The following is a 20,092-nucleotide window of genomic DNA, read 5'->3' on the forward strand; positions in this document are numbered from 1 at the left end:
CTTGGCCTACACTCGGGGCCATGCAAGCGACGCAAGAAAACCCCTCCGCTGACGCGGTCCGACACACGGTCAACATTGAGCTGGGCGATCGCAGTTACCCCATCGTGATCGGAGCAGGCCTGCTGGGGCACGCGCAGACCTACGCTGGCCTGCCAAAGGCACATGCGGCCATGGTGGTCACCAACAGCACCGTTGCACCTTTGTATGCCGACGCCGTGTGTGCCGCACTGTCTGCCCTCTACCCGCATGTGGGCCGGGTGGTGTTGCCCGACGGCGAAGCCCACAAGGACTGGACCACGCTGAACCTGATTTTTGATGCCTTGCTGTCCGGTGCCAGCGACCGCAAGACGGTGCTGTTTGCCCTGGGCGGTGGGGTGGTGGGCGACATGACCGGGTTTGCCGCCGCCTGCTACATGCGTGGCGTGCCTTTTGTGCAATTGCCCACCACGCTGCTCTCGCAGGTGGACTCGTCGGTGGGGGGCAAAACCGCCATCAACCACCCCCTGGGCAAGAACATGATCGGCGCGTTCTACCAACCACAGCGGGTCGTGTGCGACTTGGACAGCCTCAAGACCCTGCCTACCCGTGAACTCAGCGCCGGATTGGCCGAGGTCATCAAGTACGGGCCCATTGCCGACATGGTTTTTTTCGACTGGATCGAAGCCCATCTGCCGGCCCTGTTGGCGCGAGAGCCCGCTGCCTTGGCGCATGCGGTGCGCAGAAGCTGCGAAATCAAAGCCCATGTGGTGGGGCAAGACGAACGCGAAGGGGGTTTGCGCGCGATTCTGAACTTTGGGCACACCTTCGGCCACGCCATCGAAGCCGGCATGGGCTATGGCGCTTGGCTGCACGGCGAGGCGGTCGGTTGTGGCATGGTGATGGCCGCCCATTTGTCGCAACGTTTGGGTTTGGTGGACGAGGCTTTTGTTGCGCGCCTGACCCGCTTGGTGCAGGCCGCAGGGCTGCCGGTGCGTGGCCCCGCGCTTGGCGCTGACCGGTACATCGAACTCATGGGGCACGACAAAAAGGCCGAAGGCGGCGAAATCCGCTTTGTGGTCATCGATGGCCCGGGGCGTGCCAGCATGCGCCCGGCGCCCGATGCGCTGGTGCGCGAGGTGCTTGCCCGGTGCTGCGATTGAGCACGCCCCGTCATGGCCGGCCTCACCGCTGACTTGCCACCGTTGACCGCGCCTCGAGCGGAAGATCTGGCGCCGTGGGCCTGTCACAGTGCCCACAGCCGAGGCCGGCGCCACCCCGAACCCGACGCACCCACGCGCACAGCGTTTCAGCGTGACCGCGACCGCATCGTTCATTCCACGGCCTTCCGGCGTCTGGTCTACAAGACGCAGGTGTTCCTGAACCATGAGGGGGACCTCTTCAGGACCCGGCTGACCCATTCGCTGGAGGTGGCGCAGCTAGGACGTTCGGTCGCGCGCGCACTCAGGCTGAACGAGGATCTGGTGGAGGCCATTGCGCTGGCGCACGACCTGGGACACACGCCGTTTGGCCACGCAGGGCAGGACGCGCTCAACACCTGCATGGCCGAACACGGTGGCTTCGAGCACAACCTGCAAAGCCTGCGTGTGGTGGACGCGCTGGAAGAGCGCTACCCGCAGTACGACGGCCTCAACCTGTGTTTTGAAACCCGCGAAGGCATTCTCAAACACTGCTCGCGCGCGAATGCCGAGCTGCTCGAAGCGCGTGAACCTGGCGGGGTGGGCCGGCGTTTTCTGGACCGCACGCAGCCCAGCCTGGAGGCGCAGCTGTGCAACCTGGCCGATGAGATCGCCTACAACGCCCACGACATCGACGATGGCGTGCGTTCGGGTCTCATCACCTTGGATCAGCTGCAAGACGTGCCATTGGTTGCACGCTTCACCCGCGAGACGCTCACCGCGTTTCCTGCGCTGGGTGGGCGCCGTTTGCTGTTTGAGGCCATACGCCGCATGCTCAGCGAGCAGGTGTACGACGTGATGGCCGCCACCCAGGCGGGGTTGTCGCAGTGGCAACCCGAGAGCGTCGACGCCGCGCGCCAAGCGCCCGCTTTGTTGAAGTTCTCCGACACCATGCGCGCGGAATCCACCGTGCTCAAGCGCTTTCTGTTTGCCAACCTGTACCGCCATCCCCAGGTGGTGGCCAAAACCGTGCAAGCGCAGCAGGTGGTGCACGAACTGTTTGCCTGCTACATGGATGACCCGTCACAGATGAAGGGAAGTCGGCCGCCTGAGACCTCTGTCGCGCGCGCCGTGGCCGATTACATCGCGGGCATGACCGACCGTTTTGCCGCCCGCGAGCACGAACGCCTGACGGGGCGTTGTGTCATCACATGAGCGATGAGGCATTGCGTGGGCGGCGCATGGACCCCGCTCTGCTGGTGGTGCTGGCCGGCGTGTGTGCGGCCCTGCACGTGGGCAAATTGCCCCCGGCCATCCCGGTGCTGCGCGAGGCCCTGGGCATCAGCTTGGTGGCGGCGGGGTTCCTGCTCTCGGCCGTGCAGATCGCCGGCATGACCACCGGCCTGCTCGTTGGCCGCCTGGCCGATGGCCTGGGCTTGCGCCGCAGCATGTTGTTGGGGCTGGCCGTGCTGGCGCTGGCCAGTGCGGCGGGCGCGATGGCGTCGGGTGTGGCAGCTTTGCTGGTGTTGCGCGCAGTGGAAGGCCTGGGGTTTCTGCTGGTGGTGCTGCCCGCGCCCAGCATGGTGCGCCGGCTGGTGGCACCCGAGCGCATGAGCCGAGTGCTGGGCTGGTGGGGCGGCTACATGCCGCTGGGCACAGCGCTGGCGTTGCTGGTCGGGCCGGTGTTCACCGAGTCGCTGGGCTGGCCCGCGTGGTGGGCCCTGCTGGGCCTGCTGTCGGCCGCCATGGCGCTGTGGCTGTGGCGGGTGGTGCCGCCTGACCCGGCGCCGATGGCTGACGGCCGTGCGGCGGAGCAGAGCGGGCGGGCCTGGCTGCACCCCATGCAGCTCACCCTGAGAGCGCCCGGGCCGTGGCTGGTGGCCCTGTGTTTTGGGTTGTACGCGGCGCAGTGGCTGTCGGTGGTGGGGTTTTTGCCTTCCATTTACCGCGAAGCCGCCGTGCCGGGCGCCTGGGTGGGCCTGCTCACCGCTGGTGTGGCCGCCATCAACATCGTGGGCAACGTGGCAGCCGGGCGGCTGTTGCACCGGGGTTGGGCGCCGGCCCACCTGCTGTGGCTGGGCTGTGCCAGCATGGCCGTGGGGGCGGCCATGGCGTTTGCCTCCAGCGTGCACGGTACGGGTCTGCCTCCGCTGGGGCGATATGGGGGCGTGCTGCTGTTCTCGTGTGGGGGCGGGCTGATTCCGGGCACGCTGTTTTCGCTGGCGGTGCGCGTGGCGCCGAACGACCACACCGTGGCCACCACCGTGGGCTGGATGCAGCAGTGGTCAGCGTTGGGGCAGTTTGCCGGGCCACCGGTGGTGGCCTGGGTGGCCGTGCGCGCTGGCAGTTGGCGCTGGACCTGGCTGGTCACCGTGGCCTGCGCGGCCGGGTGTGCGTTGTTGGCGCTGCGGCTGCACCGCCATGTGCGTCCGCGCGCAGCGGTCTGACGCGCCATGGCACGCCTGCCCCGCCTGTCCATCGCCGGTTGCCCGCACCACGTGCTGCAGCGGGGCAACAACCGGCAGCCCGTCTTCATGGACGACGCCGACCGCGTGCGTTACCTCGCGCTGCTCGGCGAAGCGGCCAGCCGCTTCAAGGTGGCGGTGCATGCCTATGTGCTGCTCGACAACCATGTGCACCTGCTGCTGACCCCGTCGGACGGTGCCGGATTGGCCCAGACCATGCAGGCCCTGGGCCGGGCCTATGTGCGTTATTTCAACGACCGCCACACGCGCAGCGGCACCTTGTGGGAGGGGCGCTACCGCTCTGCGCCCCTGGAGGGCCGCGCCTACCTGCTGCCCTGCCTGGTGTGGCTGGACACCCACCCGGCCCGCGCCGGCCTAGCCAGTGATCCCGCAGGCTACGTCTGGAGCAGCCATGGCCACTACGTGGGCCAACGGGTGGACCGTCTGATCACACCACCTGAGGCCTACTGGGCCTTGGGCAACACCCCTTTTGCCCGGGAGGCCGCGTACGCCGAAATGGTGCGCACTGGGCTGGATGCGCCATTGGCGCGCGCGCTGGCCCGTTTTGCGCAAGGTGGGTGGCCTTTGGGTGGTGCGGCGTTCTCCGCCGACATTGAAAAAGACGGTGGGCGACGGGTGGTGCAGCGGCGGCCAGGGCGCCCCAAAAAATCCGCAGACCCCAGTGGCTGATCTGTAAGTGATTGATTTTTGGGGTTGTTTGGCCTGATTTAATCTGTCCCCAAATATTTCAATTTCATATTTTTTGTTCAATTAAATGTGTTCTGACCCCAATTAAAGTGCTTGGCATCGTTGTTGCAGTGCACTATGCTTCACATCCCGCGAAATTCACAGGAGTGCGCCATGACCACGGCTGCCGAGATCACCCATCTGCAAGAACACGGCCTCTATTCCGGTGCCAACGAACACGATGCCTGCGGCGTCGGCTTCGTGGCCCACATCAAGGGCGCCAAGAGCCACGAGATCGTGAGCCAGGCCCTCAAGATCCTGGAAAACCTGGACCACCGGGGTGTCGTTGGCGCAGACGCGCTGATGGGTGACGGTGCCGGCATCCTGATCCAGCTGCCCGACGCGCTGTACCGCGAGGAAATGGCCAAGCAAGGCGTGACGCTGCCGCCGGTGGGCGAGTACGGTGTGGGCATGATTTTCCTGCCTAAGGAGCACGCTTCGCGCCTGGCCTGCGTGCAGGAGATGGAACGCGCGATCAAGGCCGAGGGCCAGGTGCTGCTGGGCTGGCGCGAGGTGCCGGTCAACCGCGACATGCCCATGTCGCCCACCGTGCGCGAAAAAGAACCCATCATGTGCCAGGTCTTCATCGGCCGCGGCAACGACGTGATCGTGCAGGACGCGCTGGAGCGCAAGCTGTACGTGATCCGCAAGACCGCCAGCGCCCACATCCAGGCACTCAAGCTCACGCACAGCAAAGAGTATTACGTGCCCAGCATGAGCAGCCGCACCGTGGTCTACAAGGGCCTGCTGCTGGCCAACCAGGTGGGCGAATACTTCCTCGACCTGCAGGACCCGCGCTGCGTCTCGGCCCTGGGGCTGGTGCACCAACGCTTTTCCACCAACACCTTCCCCGAGTGGCCGCTGGCCCACCCCTACCGCTATGTGGCGCACAACGGTGAGATCAACACCGTCAAGGGCAACTACAACTGGATGCGCGCCCGCGAAGGCGTGATGTCCTCGCCGGTGCTGGGCAACGACCTGCAAAAGCTCTACCCCATCAGCTTCGCCGGCCAGTCCGACACCGCCACCTTCGACAACTGCCTCGAACTGCTGACGATGGCGGGCTACCCCATCAGCCAGGCGGTGATGATGATGATTCCCGAGCCCTGGGAGCAGCACACCACCATGGACGAACGCCGCAAGGCCTTCTACGAATACCACGCTGCCATGCTGGAGCCTTGGGACGGCCCGGCCTCCATCGTGTTCACCGACGGCCGCCAGATCGGCGCCACGCTGGACCGCAACGGCCTGCGCCCCTCGCGTTACTGCATCACCGACGACGACTTCGTCGTCATGGGCTCGGAGTCCGGCGTGTTGCCCATCCCCGAGAACAAGATCGTCAGCAAGTGGCGCCTGCAGCCCGGCAAGATGTTCCTGATCGACCTGGAACAGGGCCGCATGATCAACGACGAGGAGCTGAAAGCCAACCTCGCCAACAGCAAGCCCTACAAGCAGTGGATCGAGAACCTGCGCATCCGTCTCGACGATGTCGAGCAGCCGGTGGCGGGCGAGGCCGACAGCACCGGCAAGGTGAGCATGGACGAGTCCTCGGTGGCGAGCATCGAGCCCGTCTCCAGCAACCTGTTGGACCGCCAGCAGGCCTTTGGCTACACCCAGGAAGACATCAAGTTCCTGCTGGCGCCCATGGCGCTGGCCGGCGAAGAGGCCATTGGCTCCATGGGCAACGACAGCCCGCTGGCCGTGCTCTCGGGCAAGAACAAGGTGCTCTACACCTACTTCAAGCAGCTGTTCGCTCAGGTCACCAACCCGCCGATCGACCCGATCCGCGAAGCCATCGTGATGTCGCTGGTGTCCTTCATCGGCCCCAAGCCCAACCTGCTGGACATCAACCAGGTCAACCCGCCGCTGCGTCTGGAGGTGAGCCAGCCGGTGCTGGACTTCAACGACATGGCCAAGCTGCGCGCCATCGAGCGGACCACCCAGGGCAAGTTCCGCAGCCACACGCTGGACATCACCTACCCGCTGGCCTGGGGCCATGAAGGCGTGGAAGCCAAGCTGGCCTCGCTGTGCGCCGAAGCGGTGGACGCCATCAAGAGCGGCAGCAACATCCTGATCATCAGCGACCGTGCCGTGAGTGCCGAGCAGGTGGCCATCCCCGCACTGCTGGCGCTGTCGGCCATCCACCAGCACCTGGTGCGTGAGGGCCTGCGCACCACCGCCGGCCTGGTGGTGGAGACCGGCTCGGCCCGCGAGGTGCACCACTTTGCGGTGCTGGCCGGCTACGGCGCTGAAGCCGTGCACCCCTACCTGGCCATGGAAACGCTGGCTGCGCTGCACAAGGACCTGGGCGCTGACCTGTCGGCCGAAAAGGCCATCTACAACTACGTCAAGGCCATCGGCAAAGGCCTGTCCAAGATCATGTCCAAGATGGGCGTGAGCACCTACATGAGCTACTGCGGCGCGCAGTTGTTCGAGTGCATCGGCCTCAACAGCCAGGTGATCGACAAGTACTTCAGTGGCACCGCCAGCCGCGTCGAAGGCATCGGCGTTTTCGAAATCGCCGAAGAGGCCATCCGCACACACAAGGCCGCTTTTGGTGATGACCCGGTGCTGGCCAACATGTTGGACGCGGGCGGCGAATACGCCTGGCGTGCCCGTGGCGAAGAACACATGTGGACGCCCGACGCCATCGCCAAGCTGCAGCACAGCACCCGCGCCAACAACTGGAACACCTACAAGGAATACGCCCAGATCATCAACGACCAGACCCGCCGCCATCTGACGTTGCGTGGTCTGTTCGAGTTCAAGTTCGACCCCTCCAAGGCCATCTCCATCGACGAGGTGGAGCCGGCCAAAGAGATCGTCAAGCGTTTTGCCACTGGCGCCATGTCGTTGGGTTCCATCTCCACCGAGGCGCACGCCACCCTGGCCGTGGCCATGAACCGCATCGGCGGCAAGAGCAACACCGGTGAAGGTGGCGAAGACCCGGCGCGTTACCGCAACGAACTCAAGGGCATCCCCATCAAGAAGGGCGAGAGCCTGAAATCCGTCATCGGTGCCGACAAGGTCGAAGTCGATGTGGAACTGCAGGACGGCGACAGCCTGCGCTCCAAGATCAAGCAGGTGGCCTCGGGCCGTTTCGGCGTCACGGCCGAGTACCTGGCCAGCGCGGACCAGATTCAGATCAAGATGGCCCAGGGCGCCAAGCCGGGCGAGGGCGGTCAGCTGCCGGGCGGCAAGGTGTCCGAGTACATCGGGTTCCTGCGCTACTCGGTGCCGGGCGTGGGCCTCATTAGCCCGCCGCCGCACCACGATATCTACTCCATCGAAGATCTGGCGCAGCTGATCCACGACCTGAAGAACGTCAACCCGCGCGCCGACATCAGCGTCAAGCTGGTGAGCGAGGTGGGCGTGGGCACCATCGCGGCCGGCGTGGCCAAGGCCAAGGCCGACCACGTGGTCATCGCCGGTCACGACGGTGGCACCGGTGCCTCACCCTGGTCGTCCATCAAACACGCCGGTTCACCCTGGGAAATCGGCCTGGCCGAGACCCAGCAGACCCTGGTGCTCAACCGCCTGCGTGGCCGCATCCGTGTGCAGGCTGACGGCCAGATGAAGACCGGTCGCGACGTGGTGATCGGCGCGCTGCTGGGTGCCGACGAGTTCGGCTTCGCCACCGCGCCGCTGGTGGTCGAGGGCTGCATCATGATGCGCAAGTGCCACCTCAACACCTGCCCGGTGGGCGTGGCCACACAAGACCCGGTGTTGCGTGCCAAGTTCTCGGGCAAGCCCGAGCACGTGGTGAACTACTTCTTCTTCATCGCTGAAGAAGTGCGCCAGATCATGGCCCAGCTGGGTGTGCGCAAGTTCGACGACCTGGTTGGCCGTGCCGAATTCCTGGATACCCGCAAGGGCATTGCCCACTGGAAGGCGCGTGGCCTGGACTTCTCGCGCCTGTTCGCGCAACCCCAGGTGCCGGTCGACGTGCCGCGCCTGCACGTGGCCACACAAGACCACTGCCTGGACAAGGCACTGGACGTCAAGCTGATCGAGAAGTCCCGCGCCGCCATCGACAAGGGCGACAAGGTGCAGTTCATCGAGGTGGCGCGCAACGTCAACCGCACCGTGGGCGCCATGCTCTCGGGTGAACTGACCCGCGTGCGCCCCGAGGGTCTGCCCGACGACACCCTGCGCATTCAGCTCGAAGGCACGGGCGGTCAGTCGTTCGGCGCTTTCCTGGCCAAGGGCATCACCATGTACCTCATCGGTGACGCCAACGACTACACCGGCAAGGGCTTGTCGGGTGGCCGCGTGGTGGTGCGTCCCAGCATCGACTTTCGTGGCGACGCCGCCAAGAACATCATCGTGGGCAACACCGTGATGTACGGTGCCACCGCCGGTGAGGCCTTCTTTGCCGGCGTCGGCGGCGAACGCTTTGCGGTGCGTCTGTCGGGCGCCACCGCGGTGGTGGAAGGCACGGGCGACCACGGCTGCGAGTACATGACCGGCGGCACCGTGGTGGTGCTGGGCCAGACGGGCCGCAACTTCGCGGCCGGCATGAGCGGCGGCATCGCCTACGTGTACGACGAAGACGGCCAGTTTGCCAAGCGCTGCAACACCGCCATGGTGAGCCTGGAGAAGGTGCTGCCGGCGGCCGAGCAGGAGGCCAGCGTGCCCAAGGCCATCTGGCACAAGGGCGAAAGCGACGAGGCGCAACTGAAGAAGCTGCTGGCCGACCACAACCGCTGGACCGGCAGCAAGCGCGCCCGCGACCTGCTGGACAACTGGGAGACCGCCCGCGCCAAATTCGTGAAGGTCTTCCCCAACGAGTACAAGCGCGCCCTGGGCGAGATCAACGCCAAGGTGGAAGCCGTTGCCGCCACCACGAAAGCCGCCGGCAAGAAGGCCGCCGTGGCCGCCAAGTAAGCACAGCACGAGGAAGCACACATCATGGGAAAAGTCACCGGCTTCATGGAGTTTGAGCGCATCGAGGAGGGCTACAAGCCTGTGCCCGAGCGCCTCAAGCACTACAAGGAATTCGTGATCGGCCTCGACGACAGCCAGGCCAAGGTGCAGGGCGCGCGTTGCATGGACTGCGGCACGCCCTTCTGCAACAGCGGCTGCCCGGTCAACAACATCATTCCGGACTTCAACGACCTGGTTTACCGGGGCGACTGGAAGGATGCGATCACGGTGCTGCACAGCACCAACAACTTCCCCGAGTTCACCGGCCGCATCTGCCCCGCGCCCTGCGAGGCCGCCTGCACCATCAACGTGAACGGCGACGCGGTGGGCATCAAGTCCATCGAACACGCCATCATCGACAAAGCCTGGGCCGAGGGCTGGGTGGCGCCGCAGCCGGCCAAGATCAAGACCGGTAAAAAAGTGGCCGTCGTGGGCTCTGGCCCCGCTGGCCTGGCCGCCGCGCAGCAACTGGCGCGCGTGGGTCACGACGTGACCGTGTTCGAGAAAAACAGCCGCATCGGTGGCTTGCTGCGTTACGGCATCCCCGACTTCAAGATGGAGAAGTCGCACATCGACCGCCGCGTGGCACAGATGGAAGCCGAGGGTGTGGTGTTCAAGACCAGCACGCTGATCGGCACCATGCCTGAGGGCAGCAAAGTCACCAACGACGCCAAGACCGTCATCAGTGCCGACGAGCTGAAGGCACAGTTCGACGCCGTGCTGCTGACCGGCGGCTCCGAGCAAAGCCGCGACCTGCCCGTGCCCGGCCGCGACCTGGATGGCATCCACTTCGCCATGGAGTTCCTGCCGCAGCAGAACAAGGTCAACGCGGGCGACAAGCTCAAAGGCCAGATCATGGCCACGGGCAAACACGTCATCGTGATCGGTGGCGGCGACACCGGTTCCGACTGCGTGGGCACCAGCAACCGCCACGGCGCCGCCAGCGTGACCCAGTTTGAAGTCATGCCCCAGCCGCCGGAAGAAGAAAACAAGCCCTTGGTGTGGCCTTACTGGCCGCTCAAACTGCGCACCAGCTCCAGCCACGAAGAGGGCTGCACGCGCGAATTTGCCATCTCCACCAAGGCCTTCACCGGCAAGGGCGGCAAGGTCACCGGCCTGACCACCGTGCAGGTCGAGTTCAAGGACGGCAAACTGGTTGAAGTGGCCGGCACCGAAAAGGACCACAAGGCGGACCTGGTGCTGCTGGCCATGGGCTTCGTGAACCCGGTGGCCACCGTGCTGGAGGCCTTTGGTGTGGAGAAGGACGGCCGTGGCAACGCCAAGGCCCACACCGAGTTCGACAACGGCTACGCCACCAACGTGCCCAAGGTGTTCGCCGCCGGCGACATGCGCCGTGGTCAGTCGCTGGTGGTCTGGGCGATCCGCGAAGGCCGCCAGGCCGCACGCTCGGTGGACGAGTTCCTCATGGGTTACAGCGATTTGCCACGTTGACAAAGCCTTAACCTGTGCTGCCGATGGGTCTGGGGTAAACCCTTTATCATAGACAGCACCTGAATCCGCTTGGAACGCGCCGACCGCAGGGTCGGCGTTTTCATTTCAACCCTCCCACATGGCCGACGACAACCTGGTCGAATTCCGAGACGTCACCTTCGCCTACCCGGCTGCCCGGGGCGAGCGCGTCATCCTCGACCGGGTCAGCTTGCAGGTGCCTCGTGGCAAGGTGACGGCGCTGATGGGCGCCTCGGGTGGTGGCAAGACCACCGTGCTGCGCCTGATCGGTGGCCAGCAAAAAGCCAACAAGGGCCAGGTGATGGTGCACGGCGACGACGTGGCCCAACTCGACCGTGCCGGCCTCCACGCCTTGCGCCGCCGCATGGGCATGTTGTTTCAGTTTGGTGCCCTGTTCACCGACCTGAGCGTGTTCGAAAACGTGGCTTTCCCTTTGCGCGAACACACCCGCTTGCCCGAGGACATGCTGCGCGACATTGTGCTCATGAAGCTCAACGCGGTGGGGCTGCGCGGCGCGCGCGACCTCATGCCCAGCGAAATTTCCGGCGGCATGGCGCGCCGGGTGGCGCTGGCGCGTGCCATTGCGCTGGACCCCGAACTCATCATGTACGACGAGCCCTTTGCCGGGCTGGACCCGATTTCGCTCGGCACGGCGGCGCAGCTGATCCGGCGCCTGAACGACGCGCTGGGCATCACCAGCATCATCGTCTCGCATGATCTGGACGAAACCTTCGCCATCGCCGACCAAGTGATCGTGCTGGCCAACGGCCGCGTGGCCGCGCAGGGCACGCCCGACGAGGTGCGCCATTCCACCGATCCGCTGGTGCACCAGTTTGTGCACGCCGAAAGCGAGGGGCCCGTGCATTTCCACTACCCCGGCCCCACCGTGGTGGACGACTTTGGCACCCAGACAGGAGGCCGCTCATGACGGCGCTGCTGGCCGATCTGGGCCGCGCGGTGCGGCTGGGGCTGGGGGCCGTTGGCCTGGCGGCGCGCCTGTTTTTGCGCTTGGTGCAACTGTTGCCGGCCACGCTGGCGAGGTTTGGGCTGGTGCGCGACCAGATCCACTTCCTGGGCAACTACTCGCTGGCCATCATCGCCGTCTCGGGCCTGTTTGTGGGTTTTGTGCTGGCCTTGCAGGGCTACTACATCCTGCAACGCTACGGCTCGTCCGAGGCGCTGGGCATGATGGTGGCGCTTTCCTTGTTGCGCGAACTGGGGCCGGTCGTCACCGCGCTGCTGTTTGCCGGGCGGGCTGGCACCGCGCTGACCGCCGAGATTGGCTTGATGAAGGCGGGCGAGCAACTCAGCGCCATGGAGATGATGGCCGTGGACCCCATCCGCCGTGTGCTGGCGCCGCGTTTTTGGGCGGGTGTGTTCACCATGCCGCTGCTGGCGGCGGTGTTCAGTGCCGTGGGCATTGTCGGCGGCTGGCTGGTGGGGGTGGTGATGATTGGCGTCGATGCGGGCTCCTTCTGGAGCCAGATGCAGGGTGGCGTCGAATGGTGGAACGACCTCGGCAACGGTGTGCTCAAAAGCCTGGTGTTTGGCATCACCGTCACCTTCGTGGCACTCTACCAAGGCTACATGGCCCAGCCCACGCCCGAGGGCGTCTCGCGCGCCACCACCCGCACCGTGGTCGTGGCCTCGTTGTGGGTGCTGGGCCTCGATTTCGGCCTCACGGCCATGATGTTCACCGTTTGAGCATCCGGAGAAACACATGCAACAAAACAAGAACGATGTCTGGGTAGGTCTGTTTGTGGTGATTGGCATCGCAGCGCTGCTGTTCCTCGCGCTCAAGGCCGCCAACCTGCTGCAGATCAACTTCGACCCCACCTACCAGGTGACAGCCCGTTTCGACAACATCGGCGGCCTCAAGCCGCGCTCGGCCGTTCGCAGCGCGGGCGTGGTGGTGGGGCGTGTCGAGTCCATCAGCTTTGACGACCAGAGCTTCCAGGCCAACGTGGTGCTCAAGATGGACGCGCGCTATGGGTTTCCCAAGGACAGCTCGTTGAAGATCCTCACCAGTGGCCTGTTGGGTGAGCAGTACATCGGCGTCGAAGCCGGCGGCGAAACGGCCAACTGGACACAAGGCGCGGTCATCACCCAAACCCAGTCGGCGGTGGTGCTGGAAAACCTGATCAGCCAGTTCCTGTTCAGCAAGGCGGCTGAGGGCGGCGAGACAAAAGAGTGAGTGAGGTTCACATGAAACCGTGGCTTGTCGGTGGTTCGGTCCTGCGGCGCGCGTTCAGCGCTTGGATGTTGGTGGGTGTGGTGGTCTTGGCTGGCTGTGCCAGCGGGCCTCACGCCAACCCCAAAGACCCGATCGAGCCTTTCAACCGGGGCGTGCAGCAGTTCAACGACGGGGTGGACGAGGCTTTCCTGAAGCCGGTGGCGACGGTGTACCGCGACGTCACCCCCGATCTGGTGCGCACCGGTGTCAACAATTTTTTTTCCAACTTGCGCGATCTGTGGTCGTCTGTGAACGCGGCGCTGCAGCTGCGCCCGCGCGAGGCGACCGAGAATTTCCTGCGTTTCAGTGTCAACACCTTCTGGGGCATCGGGGGTTTGCTCGACATCGCTTCTGAAATGCAGATCGAACGCACCACGCTGGACTTTGGCCAGACCCTGGGCCGCTGGGGTGTGCCGCCGGGGCCGTACCTGGTGCTGCCTTTCATGGGGCCTTCCACCGTGCGCGACGCCTTGGGCATGGGGGTGGAGTCATCGGGTGACCTGCTCACGGGCATGAACCACATTCCCACGCGCAATTCGCTCTACGCGTTGCGGATTGTGGAGGCGCGCGCCAACCTGCTGCGTGCCGGTACGCTGCTTGATCAGGCCGCGCTGGACAAATACAGCTTCACCCGTGATGCCTACTTGCAACGACGGGAAAGCCAGATCCGAGCCTTGACGGGCAAAGACGACGAAGACGACGAGGAATGATCCCGGGAACCCTGGCCGAACGCCGGGGTCTGACCGGGGCTTGAAACAAGCGGGCGGTGTGCCCTGAAAGGTTTGCCATGCAAAGACGTGTATTCACCCGAATGGTGTCGGCCGTGCTCGGTGCCGCTGCGTTGGGGGTGGCACATGCCGCCGACGAGGCGCCGGACGCCATGGTCAAGCGCATCTCTTCCGAGGTGCTGGATGCGGTCAAGGCCGATGCGGCGATTCAGGCCGGGGACGTGGGCCGCATCACCGCGCTGGTGGACAGCAAGATCATGCCCAATGTCAACTTCGGTCGGATGACGGCATCGGCCGTGGGGCGCTATTGGCGCCAGGCCACGCCCGAGCAGCAAAAGCGCCTGCAGGACGAGTTCAAGACCCTGCTGGTGCGCACCTATTCGGGCGCATTGGGCGAGGTCAAGGACCAGACGCTCAGCTTCAAGCCGATGCGCGCCAAACCCGAAGACACCGAGGTGGTGGTGCGTTCCGAGGTGCGCGGTCGGGGCGAGCCCATCCAGCTCGATTACCGGGTGGAAAAAACCACCGATGGCTGGAAAATTTACGACCTCAACGTGTTGGGTATTTGGTTGGTCGAAACCTACCGCAGCCAGTTCGCGCAGGAAATCAACAGCAAGGGGCTGGACGGCCTGATCGCCTCGCTGGCCCAGCGCAACAAGGCCAACGGTAAAAGCTGAGCCCGGCATGAGCGAATTGCAACTGCCCGAACGCCTGACCCACCTGGAGGCATCTGCCTGCCTGACGGAACTGGTCGCGCGGTTGCCGGTGGGCGGGCCGGTGTGTGTGGATGCCGCTGCGCTGCGGGATTTCGACTCCGCCGCGCTGGCCACGCTGTTGGCCTTGCGTCGGCGTTTGTTGCAGCAGGGCCGCGCGCTGTCCTTGTCTCGGGTGCCGCCTCGTCTGGCCGAGCTGGTGGCCCTCTACGGCGTGGGCGAACTGCTGCCGGCGTAAAATCGCCGGTCCATGCCCGCTGTCTCCTTCCAGAACGTTTCCAAGAACTACGCCACGCCGCGTGGCGAACTGCAAGCCCTCAAGGGCGTGAGCTTCGACATCCAGGCAGGCGAGTTTTTTGGCCTACTCGGTCCCAACGGGGCCGGTAAAACCACCCTCATCAGCATCTTGGCGGGCTTGTCGCGCGCCAGCGGCGGCCATGTGCGTGTGCACGGGCACGACGTGGTGAGCGACTTTGCCGCCGCTCGGCGCCAGCTTGGCGTGGTGCCTCAAGAGCTGGTGTTTGACCCCTTTTTCAACGTCCGCGAAACGTTGCGCATCCAGTCCGGCTATTTCGGTATCAAAGGCAACGACGCCTGGATCGACGAACTGCTCGAAGGCCTGGGTCTGGCGGACAAGGCCGGTGCCAACATGCGCCAGCTGTCGGGCGGCATGAAGCGGCGTGTGCTGGTGGCCCAGGCCCTGGTCCACAAGCCGCCGGTCATCGTGCTGGACGAGCCCACGGCGGGGGTGGACGTGGAACTGCGGCAGACGTTGTGGCAGTTTGTGTCCCAGCTCAACAAGACCCAAGGCAGCACCGTGCTGCTGACCACCCACTACCTGGAAGAGGCCGAGGCGCTGTGCGGTCGCATTGCCATGCTCAAAAAGGGCGAGGTGGTGGCGCTCGAAAAAACCTCCGACCTGCTCAGCCGCGCTTCGTCCAACGTGCTGCGCTTCAAAACCGACCACAACCTGCCGGCCGATCTGGCTGCTGTGGCGCGTGTCACCGGTCGGGTGGTGCAGCTGCCGGCCCACAACGCGGCCGAGGTGGAACGCATTCTGGCCCGCGTGCGCGAGGCCGGCGTGGCGGTGGACGACATTGAGATCCGCAAGGCGGACCTGGAAGACGTTTTCCTGGACGTGATGTCCGGAGCATCTGCCACCACGGCACCGATGGCACCGATGCCTCCCACCGAGGAGGTCGCACCATGACCGGTTGGCAGACGCTTTTTTACAAGGAAATTCTGCGTTTCTGGAAGGTCGCTTTCCAGACCGTGGTGGCGCCCGTGGTCACCGCGCTGCTCTACATGCTGATCTTCGGCCACGTGCTCGAAGGCCGCGTCACCGTCTACGGCACCGTCAGCTACACCGCGTTCCTGGTGCCTGGGTTGGTGATGATGAGCGTGTTGCAAAACGCTTTTGCGAACAGCTCGTCCAGCCTCATCCAGAGCAAGATGATGGGCAACTTGGTGTTCCTGATGCTCACGCCGCTGTCGCACCGCGCCTGGTTTGTGGCCTATGTGGGTTCGTCGGTGGTGCGTGGGCTGGTGGTGGGCGCGGGCGTGTTGCTGGTCACCGCCTGGTTTGGGCGCCCCACCTGGGTGGCGCCGCTGTGGATTGTGGTGTTTGCATTGCTCGGCGCGGGCTTGTTGGGGGTCTTGGGCCTGATCGCCGGTTTGTGGGCCGAGAAATTCGACCAGATGGCGGTGTTCCAGAACTTCCTCATCATGCCCCTGACGTTTTTGTCGGGCGTGTTCTATTCCATCCATTCGCTGCCCGAGTTCTGGCAGCGCGTGAGCCACCTCAACCCGTTTTTCTACATGATCGACGGCTTCCGCTACGGCTTCTTTGGTGTCAGCGACGCCTCGCCCTGGCTGAGCCTGTCCATCGTGGCCACCGCCTTTGCCGTGGTCAGCGCCATCGCGCTGCACCTGCTGCGCACGGGTTACAAAATCAGACACTGAGTTTTCAGGGATTTATGACCGCCGAAGAATTGCAAGCCATCATCAGCGCCGGGCTGCGCTGTGAGCACATCGAAGTCATCGGCGACGGCCGCCACTGGGCGGCCGTGATCGTCTCACCCGAGTTCGAAGGCAAACGCGCCATCCAGCGCCACCAGCGGGTGTATGCCACGCTGGGCAGCCGCATGCACACCGACGAGGTGCATGCCTTGTCCATGAAAACCCACACACCGGCCGAATGGGCCCAAGTGGCGAAAGGCTGACATGGACCAATTGCGCATTCGCGGTGGCAACCGCCTGCACGGTGAGCTCATGGTATCGGGCGCCAAGAACGCAGCCCTGCCCGAACTGTGCGCCGCGCTGCTCACGGCCGACGCCGTGACCCTGCACAACGTTCCCGCGCTGCAGGACGTGAGCACCATGCTCAAGCTCATCCGCAACATGGGTGTGACCGCAGAGCGCGACCCAGCTGACAGCGACAAAGTGCTGCTCAACGCCGGCGCACTCGACAAAGCCGAGGCGCCCTACGAGTTGGTCAAAACCATGCGCGCCTCCATTCTGGCGCTGGGGCCGCTGCTGGCGCGGTTTGGCCGCGCACGGGTGTCTTTGCCCGGGGGCTGCGCCATCGGCTCACGCCCGGTGGACCAGCACATCAAGGGCCTGCAGGCCATGGGTGCGGTGATCGCGGTCGAGCACGGCTACATCGAGGCCTCGCTGCCCACCGGCCGCACCCGTCTGCAAGGTGCGCGCATCAGCACCGACATGGTGACCGTTACCGGTACCGAAAACCTCATGATGGCCGCCTGCCTGGCCGAAGGCGAGACGGTGCTGGAGAACGCGGCGCAAGAGCCCGAGGTGGTGGACTTGGCCGAGATGCTCATCAAGATGGGCGCGCAGATCGAAGGCCACGGCACCCATCACATCCGCATCCAGGGCGTGGAACGCCTGCACGGCTGCGAACACCACGTGGTGGCCGACCGCATCGAGGCCGGCACGTTTTTGTGCGCGGTGGCTGCGGCTGGTGGCGACGTGGTGCTCAAGGCTGCGCGCGCCGACCACATGGACGCTGTGATCGACAAGCTGCGCGACGCCGGTGTCACGGTCGAATGTGTGGACGGTGGCGTGCGCGTGGCTTCCCCTGGCGCGGGCGCGCTCAAGGCTCAAACCTTCCGCACCACCGAATACCCGGGTTTCCCCACCGACATGCAAGCGCAGTTCATGGCCTTCAACGTCGTGGCGCAGGGCGCCAGCAAGGTGACCGAAACGATTTTCGAGAACCGCTACATGCACGTGCAGGAGCTGCAGCGTCTGGGCGCCGATATCCAGGTGGAGGGCAAGGTGGCGCTGATCTCTGGTGTGCCGCGCTTGTCGGGCGCCACCGTGATGGCCACCGACCTGCGCGCGTCGGCCAGCCTGGTGATTGCCGGTCTGGTGGCCGATGGGGAAACCACGGTGGACCGCATCTACCACCTGGACCGCGGCTATGACCGCATGGAAAACAAGCTGCGCGCGCTGGGCGCGGACATCGAACGCGTCAAGCCATGAAACCTGATCTGGTCACCCTCGCGCTGTCCAAGGGCCGCATTTTTGAAGAGACGCTGCCCCTGCTCAAGGCCGCCGGCATCGAGGTGCTGGAAGACCCGGAGAAATCGCGCAAGCTCATCCTGCCCACCAACCGCGCCGACGTGCAGGTGGTGCTGGTGCGCGCCTCCGACGTGCCCACCTACGTGCAGTACGGCGGTGCCGACCTCGGCGTGTGTGGCAAGGACACCCTGATCGAGCACCAGGCGGAGTGGGGCGGGGCGGGTGGTGGCCTGTACCAGCCGCTGGACCTGAACATCGCCAAGTGCCGCATGAGCGTGGCCGTGCGCGCCGATTTCGACTACGCGTCCGCCGTGCGCCAGGGCTCACGCCTGACCGTGGCCACCAAGTACACGGCCATCGCCCGCGAGTTTTTCTCCGCCAAGGGCGTGCACGTGGACCTGATCAAGCTCTACGGCAGCATGGAGCTGGCGCCGCTGACCGGCCTGGCCGACGCCATTGTGGATTTGGTCTCCACTGGCAACACCCTGAAGGCCAACCACCTGGTCGAGGTCGAGCGCATCATGGACATCAGCTCACGCCTGGTGGTCAACCAGGCCGCGCTCAAGCTCAAGCGCGCCACCATCAAACCCATCATCGAAGCCTTTGCCACAGCGGCCCAGCCCGCCTGAAAGCCTCCCGCCATGTCCGCCCAGCCCGTTCGCCTGTCCACCGCCCAACCCGACTTCGAGGCCCGCTTCAAGGCCTTGCAGCATTGGTCGGCCGACACCGATGCGGGCATCGAGCAGCGGGTGGCCGACATCCTGGCCGACGTGAAACAACGCGGTGACGCCGCCGTGCTGGACTACACCGCGCGGTTTGACGGCCTGCAGGCCACTTCGGTGGCGCAGCTGGAGCTGTCGCAGGCCGACTTCAAGGCCGCCTTCGATGGCTTGCCCGCTGAGCAACGTGAAGCCTTGCAATCGGCCGCCCAGCGTGTGCGCAGCTACCACGAGGCACAGAAGAAGGCCTGCGGTGAAAGCTGGCAGTACCGCGATGCCGACGGCACCTTGCTGGGCCAGAAGGTCACGCCGCTGGACCGCGTGGGTATCTATGTGCCCGGTGGCAAGGCGGCCTACCCGTCCAGCTTGATCATGAACGCCGTGCCGGCCCACGTGGCGGGTGTGGGCGAAATCATCATGGTGGTGCCCACGCCGGTGCGCGGCAGTGTGGCCACCGGCGGCAGCGGCGGCGCGACCGCCACCCGTGGCGAACGCAACGAGCTGGTGCTGGCGGCGGCCTATGTGGCCGGTGTCACCCGCGCCTTCACCATCGGCGGCGCCCAAGCCGTGGCCGCGCTGGCCTACGGCACACAAACCGTGCCCGCCGTGGACAAGATCACCGGCCCGGGCAACGCCTACGTGGCCAGCGCCAAGCGCCGCGTGTTCGGCACCGTGGGCATCGACATGATCGCCGGCCCCAGCGAAATCCTGGTGCTGGCCGATGGCAGCACGCCTCCCGACTGGGTGGCCATGGACCTGTTCAGCCAGGCCGAACACGACGAGTTGGCGCAAAGCATCCTGCTGTGTCCCGATGCCGCCTACCTGGACGCGGTGCAACGCGAGATCACCCGTCTGTTGCCCACCATGCCACGTGCGGCCATCATCGAAAAAAGCCTCAACGACCGGGGCGCGCTGATCCTGACGCGCAGCATGGAAGAGGCTTGCGACATCAGCAACCGCATCGCACCCGAGCACCTGGAGGTGAGCAGTCGCGATCCGCACCGCTGGGAGCCGCTGCTCAAACACGCGGGCGCCATCTTCCTGGGCGCCTTCACCAGCGAAAGCCTGGGCGACTACTGCGCCGGCCCCAACCACGTGTTGCCCACCAGCGGCACGGCGCGTTTCAGCTCGCCTCTGGGGGTGTACGACTTCCAGAAGCGCAGCAGCCTGATCGAGGTGAGTGAAGCCGGTGCCCAGGTGCTGGGCCGCACCGCCAGTGTGCTGGCGCATGGTGAGGGCCTCACTGCCCACGCCCGTGCCGCCGAAATGCGCCTGACATGAGTACCCTCCGCGCCGCTTCGCGTCACCCCCCAAGGAGCGACACCAGCCGTCTGGCAGAGCCAGCCCGGCGGTGTCCTCGGATGGATGCACCGCTGAAGGGACGCTGGCTGATATGGGGCATGTGTATGGCCTTGCTGACCACGCAAGCGAGT

Annotated in this window: 18 protein-coding genes; all 18 read left to right on the forward strand. The window is 65.2% G+C overall.

Annotated features, from left to right (window positions below):
- Window positions 1-20: 20 nt before the first annotated feature.
- The 18 genes from aroB to hisD all read left to right on the forward strand — a co-directional run bounded on the left by aroB (window position 21) and on the right by hisD (window position 19,940).
- Window positions 21-1,139 carry a 3-dehydroquinate synthase gene (gene aroB, locus ACFQU0_RS04795; protein WP_382198986.1) on the forward strand — a complete coding sequence of 373 codons (1,119 nt, stop codon included), beginning with the start codon at window positions 21-23 and terminating at the stop codon, window positions 1,137-1,139.
- 12 nt (window positions 1,140-1,151) lie between these two features.
- Entirely contained in the window at window positions 1,152-2,330 is a 1,179-nt protein-coding gene (locus ACFQU0_RS04800; RefSeq protein ID WP_382198987.1) for a deoxyguanosinetriphosphate triphosphohydrolase, read from the forward strand.
- Entirely contained in the window at window positions 2,327-3,562 is a 1,236-nt protein-coding gene (locus tag ACFQU0_RS04805; RefSeq protein ID WP_382198988.1) for an MFS transporter, read from the forward strand. The genes ACFQU0_RS04800 and ACFQU0_RS04805 overlap by 4 nt, the downstream gene beginning before the upstream one ends.
- A 6-nt stretch (window positions 3,563-3,568) precedes the next feature.
- Window positions 3,569-4,270 carry a transposase gene (locus ACFQU0_RS04810; protein WP_382198989.1) on the forward strand — a complete coding sequence of 234 codons (702 nt, stop codon included), beginning with the start codon at window positions 3,569-3,571 and terminating at the stop codon, window positions 4,268-4,270.
- Window positions 4,271-4,441: 171 nt separating this feature from the next.
- Window positions 4,442-9,214: a glutamate synthase-related protein gene (locus ACFQU0_RS04815; protein WP_382198990.1), complete on the forward strand. Its 4,773-nt coding sequence runs from the start codon at window positions 4,442-4,444 to the stop codon at window positions 9,212-9,214.
- A gap of 24 nt (window positions 9,215-9,238) precedes the next feature.
- Entirely contained in the window at window positions 9,239-10,705 is a 1,467-nt protein-coding gene (locus tag ACFQU0_RS04820; protein ID WP_382198991.1) for a glutamate synthase subunit beta, read from the forward strand.
- Window positions 10,706-10,823: 118 nt separating this feature from the next.
- Window positions 10,824-11,651 (forward strand): ABC transporter ATP-binding protein, encoded by an 828-nt coding sequence (locus ACFQU0_RS04825; RefSeq protein WP_382198992.1) that lies wholly within the window; start codon window positions 10,824-10,826, stop codon window positions 11,649-11,651.
- Window positions 11,648-12,427 carry a lipid asymmetry maintenance ABC transporter permease subunit MlaE gene (gene mlaE, locus ACFQU0_RS04830; protein ID WP_382198993.1) on the forward strand — a complete coding sequence of 260 codons (780 nt, stop codon included), beginning with the start codon at window positions 11,648-11,650 and terminating at the stop codon, window positions 12,425-12,427. The genes ACFQU0_RS04825 and mlaE overlap by 4 nt, the downstream gene beginning before the upstream one ends.
- 16 nt (window positions 12,428-12,443) lie before the next feature.
- Window positions 12,444-12,917, forward strand: coding sequence for an outer membrane lipid asymmetry maintenance protein MlaD (mlaD, locus tag ACFQU0_RS04835; protein ID WP_382198994.1), 474 nt, complete (start codon window positions 12,444-12,446; stop codon window positions 12,915-12,917).
- 11 nt (window positions 12,918-12,928) lie between these two features.
- The gene (locus ACFQU0_RS04840) at window positions 12,929-13,666 is read left to right on the forward strand and encodes an MlaA family lipoprotein (protein ID WP_382198995.1); all 738 of its coding nucleotides are present in this window, start codon (window positions 12,929-12,931) and stop codon (window positions 13,664-13,666) included.
- Between the two features lie 77 nt (window positions 13,667-13,743).
- On the forward strand, window positions 13,744-14,361 hold the full coding sequence (locus tag ACFQU0_RS04845) for an MlaC/ttg2D family ABC transporter substrate-binding protein (RefSeq protein WP_382198996.1): 618 nt from the start codon (window positions 13,744-13,746) through the stop codon (window positions 14,359-14,361).
- A gap of 7 nt (window positions 14,362-14,368) precedes the next feature.
- Window positions 14,369-14,635 (forward strand): STAS domain-containing protein, encoded by a 267-nt coding sequence (locus ACFQU0_RS04850; protein WP_382198997.1) that lies wholly within the window; start codon window positions 14,369-14,371, stop codon window positions 14,633-14,635.
- Between the two features lie 12 nt (window positions 14,636-14,647).
- On the forward strand, window positions 14,648-15,607 hold the full coding sequence (locus ACFQU0_RS04855) for an ABC transporter ATP-binding protein (protein WP_382198998.1): 960 nt from the start codon (window positions 14,648-14,650) through the stop codon (window positions 15,605-15,607).
- A complete protein-coding gene (locus ACFQU0_RS04860) occupies window positions 15,604-16,359 on the forward strand; it encodes an ABC transporter permease (RefSeq protein ID WP_382198999.1) in 756 nt (251 codons plus the stop codon). The genes ACFQU0_RS04855 and ACFQU0_RS04860 overlap by 4 nt, the downstream gene beginning before the upstream one ends.
- Window positions 16,360-16,373: 14 nt before the next feature.
- Window positions 16,374-16,619, forward strand: a complete 246-nt coding sequence (locus ACFQU0_RS04865) for a BolA family protein (RefSeq protein WP_382199000.1) — start codon at window positions 16,374-16,376, stop codon at window positions 16,617-16,619.
- A 1-nt stretch (window position 16,620) separates the two neighbouring features.
- Complete coding sequence (gene murA / locus ACFQU0_RS04870; RefSeq protein ID WP_382199001.1) at window positions 16,621-17,901, forward strand: UDP-N-acetylglucosamine 1-carboxyvinyltransferase; 1,281 nt, start codon at window positions 16,621-16,623, stop codon at window positions 17,899-17,901.
- The gene (gene hisG / locus ACFQU0_RS04875) at window positions 17,898-18,569 is read left to right on the forward strand and encodes an ATP phosphoribosyltransferase (RefSeq protein ID WP_382199002.1); all 672 of its coding nucleotides are present in this window, start codon (window positions 17,898-17,900) and stop codon (window positions 18,567-18,569) included. The genes murA and hisG overlap by 4 nt, the downstream gene beginning before the upstream one ends.
- Window positions 18,570-18,581: 12 nt before the next feature.
- Window positions 18,582-19,940, forward strand: a complete 1,359-nt coding sequence (gene hisD / locus ACFQU0_RS04880; RefSeq protein WP_382199003.1) for a histidinol dehydrogenase — start codon at window positions 18,582-18,584, stop codon at window positions 19,938-19,940.
- Window positions 19,941-20,092: the final 152 nt, after the last annotated feature.

This window comes from Hydrogenophaga defluvii (genome assembly GCF_042665235.1).
In the GTDB taxonomy this organism is placed as follows: Bacteria; Pseudomonadota; Gammaproteobacteria; order Burkholderiales; family Burkholderiaceae_C; genus Hydrogenophaga; species Hydrogenophaga defluvii_A.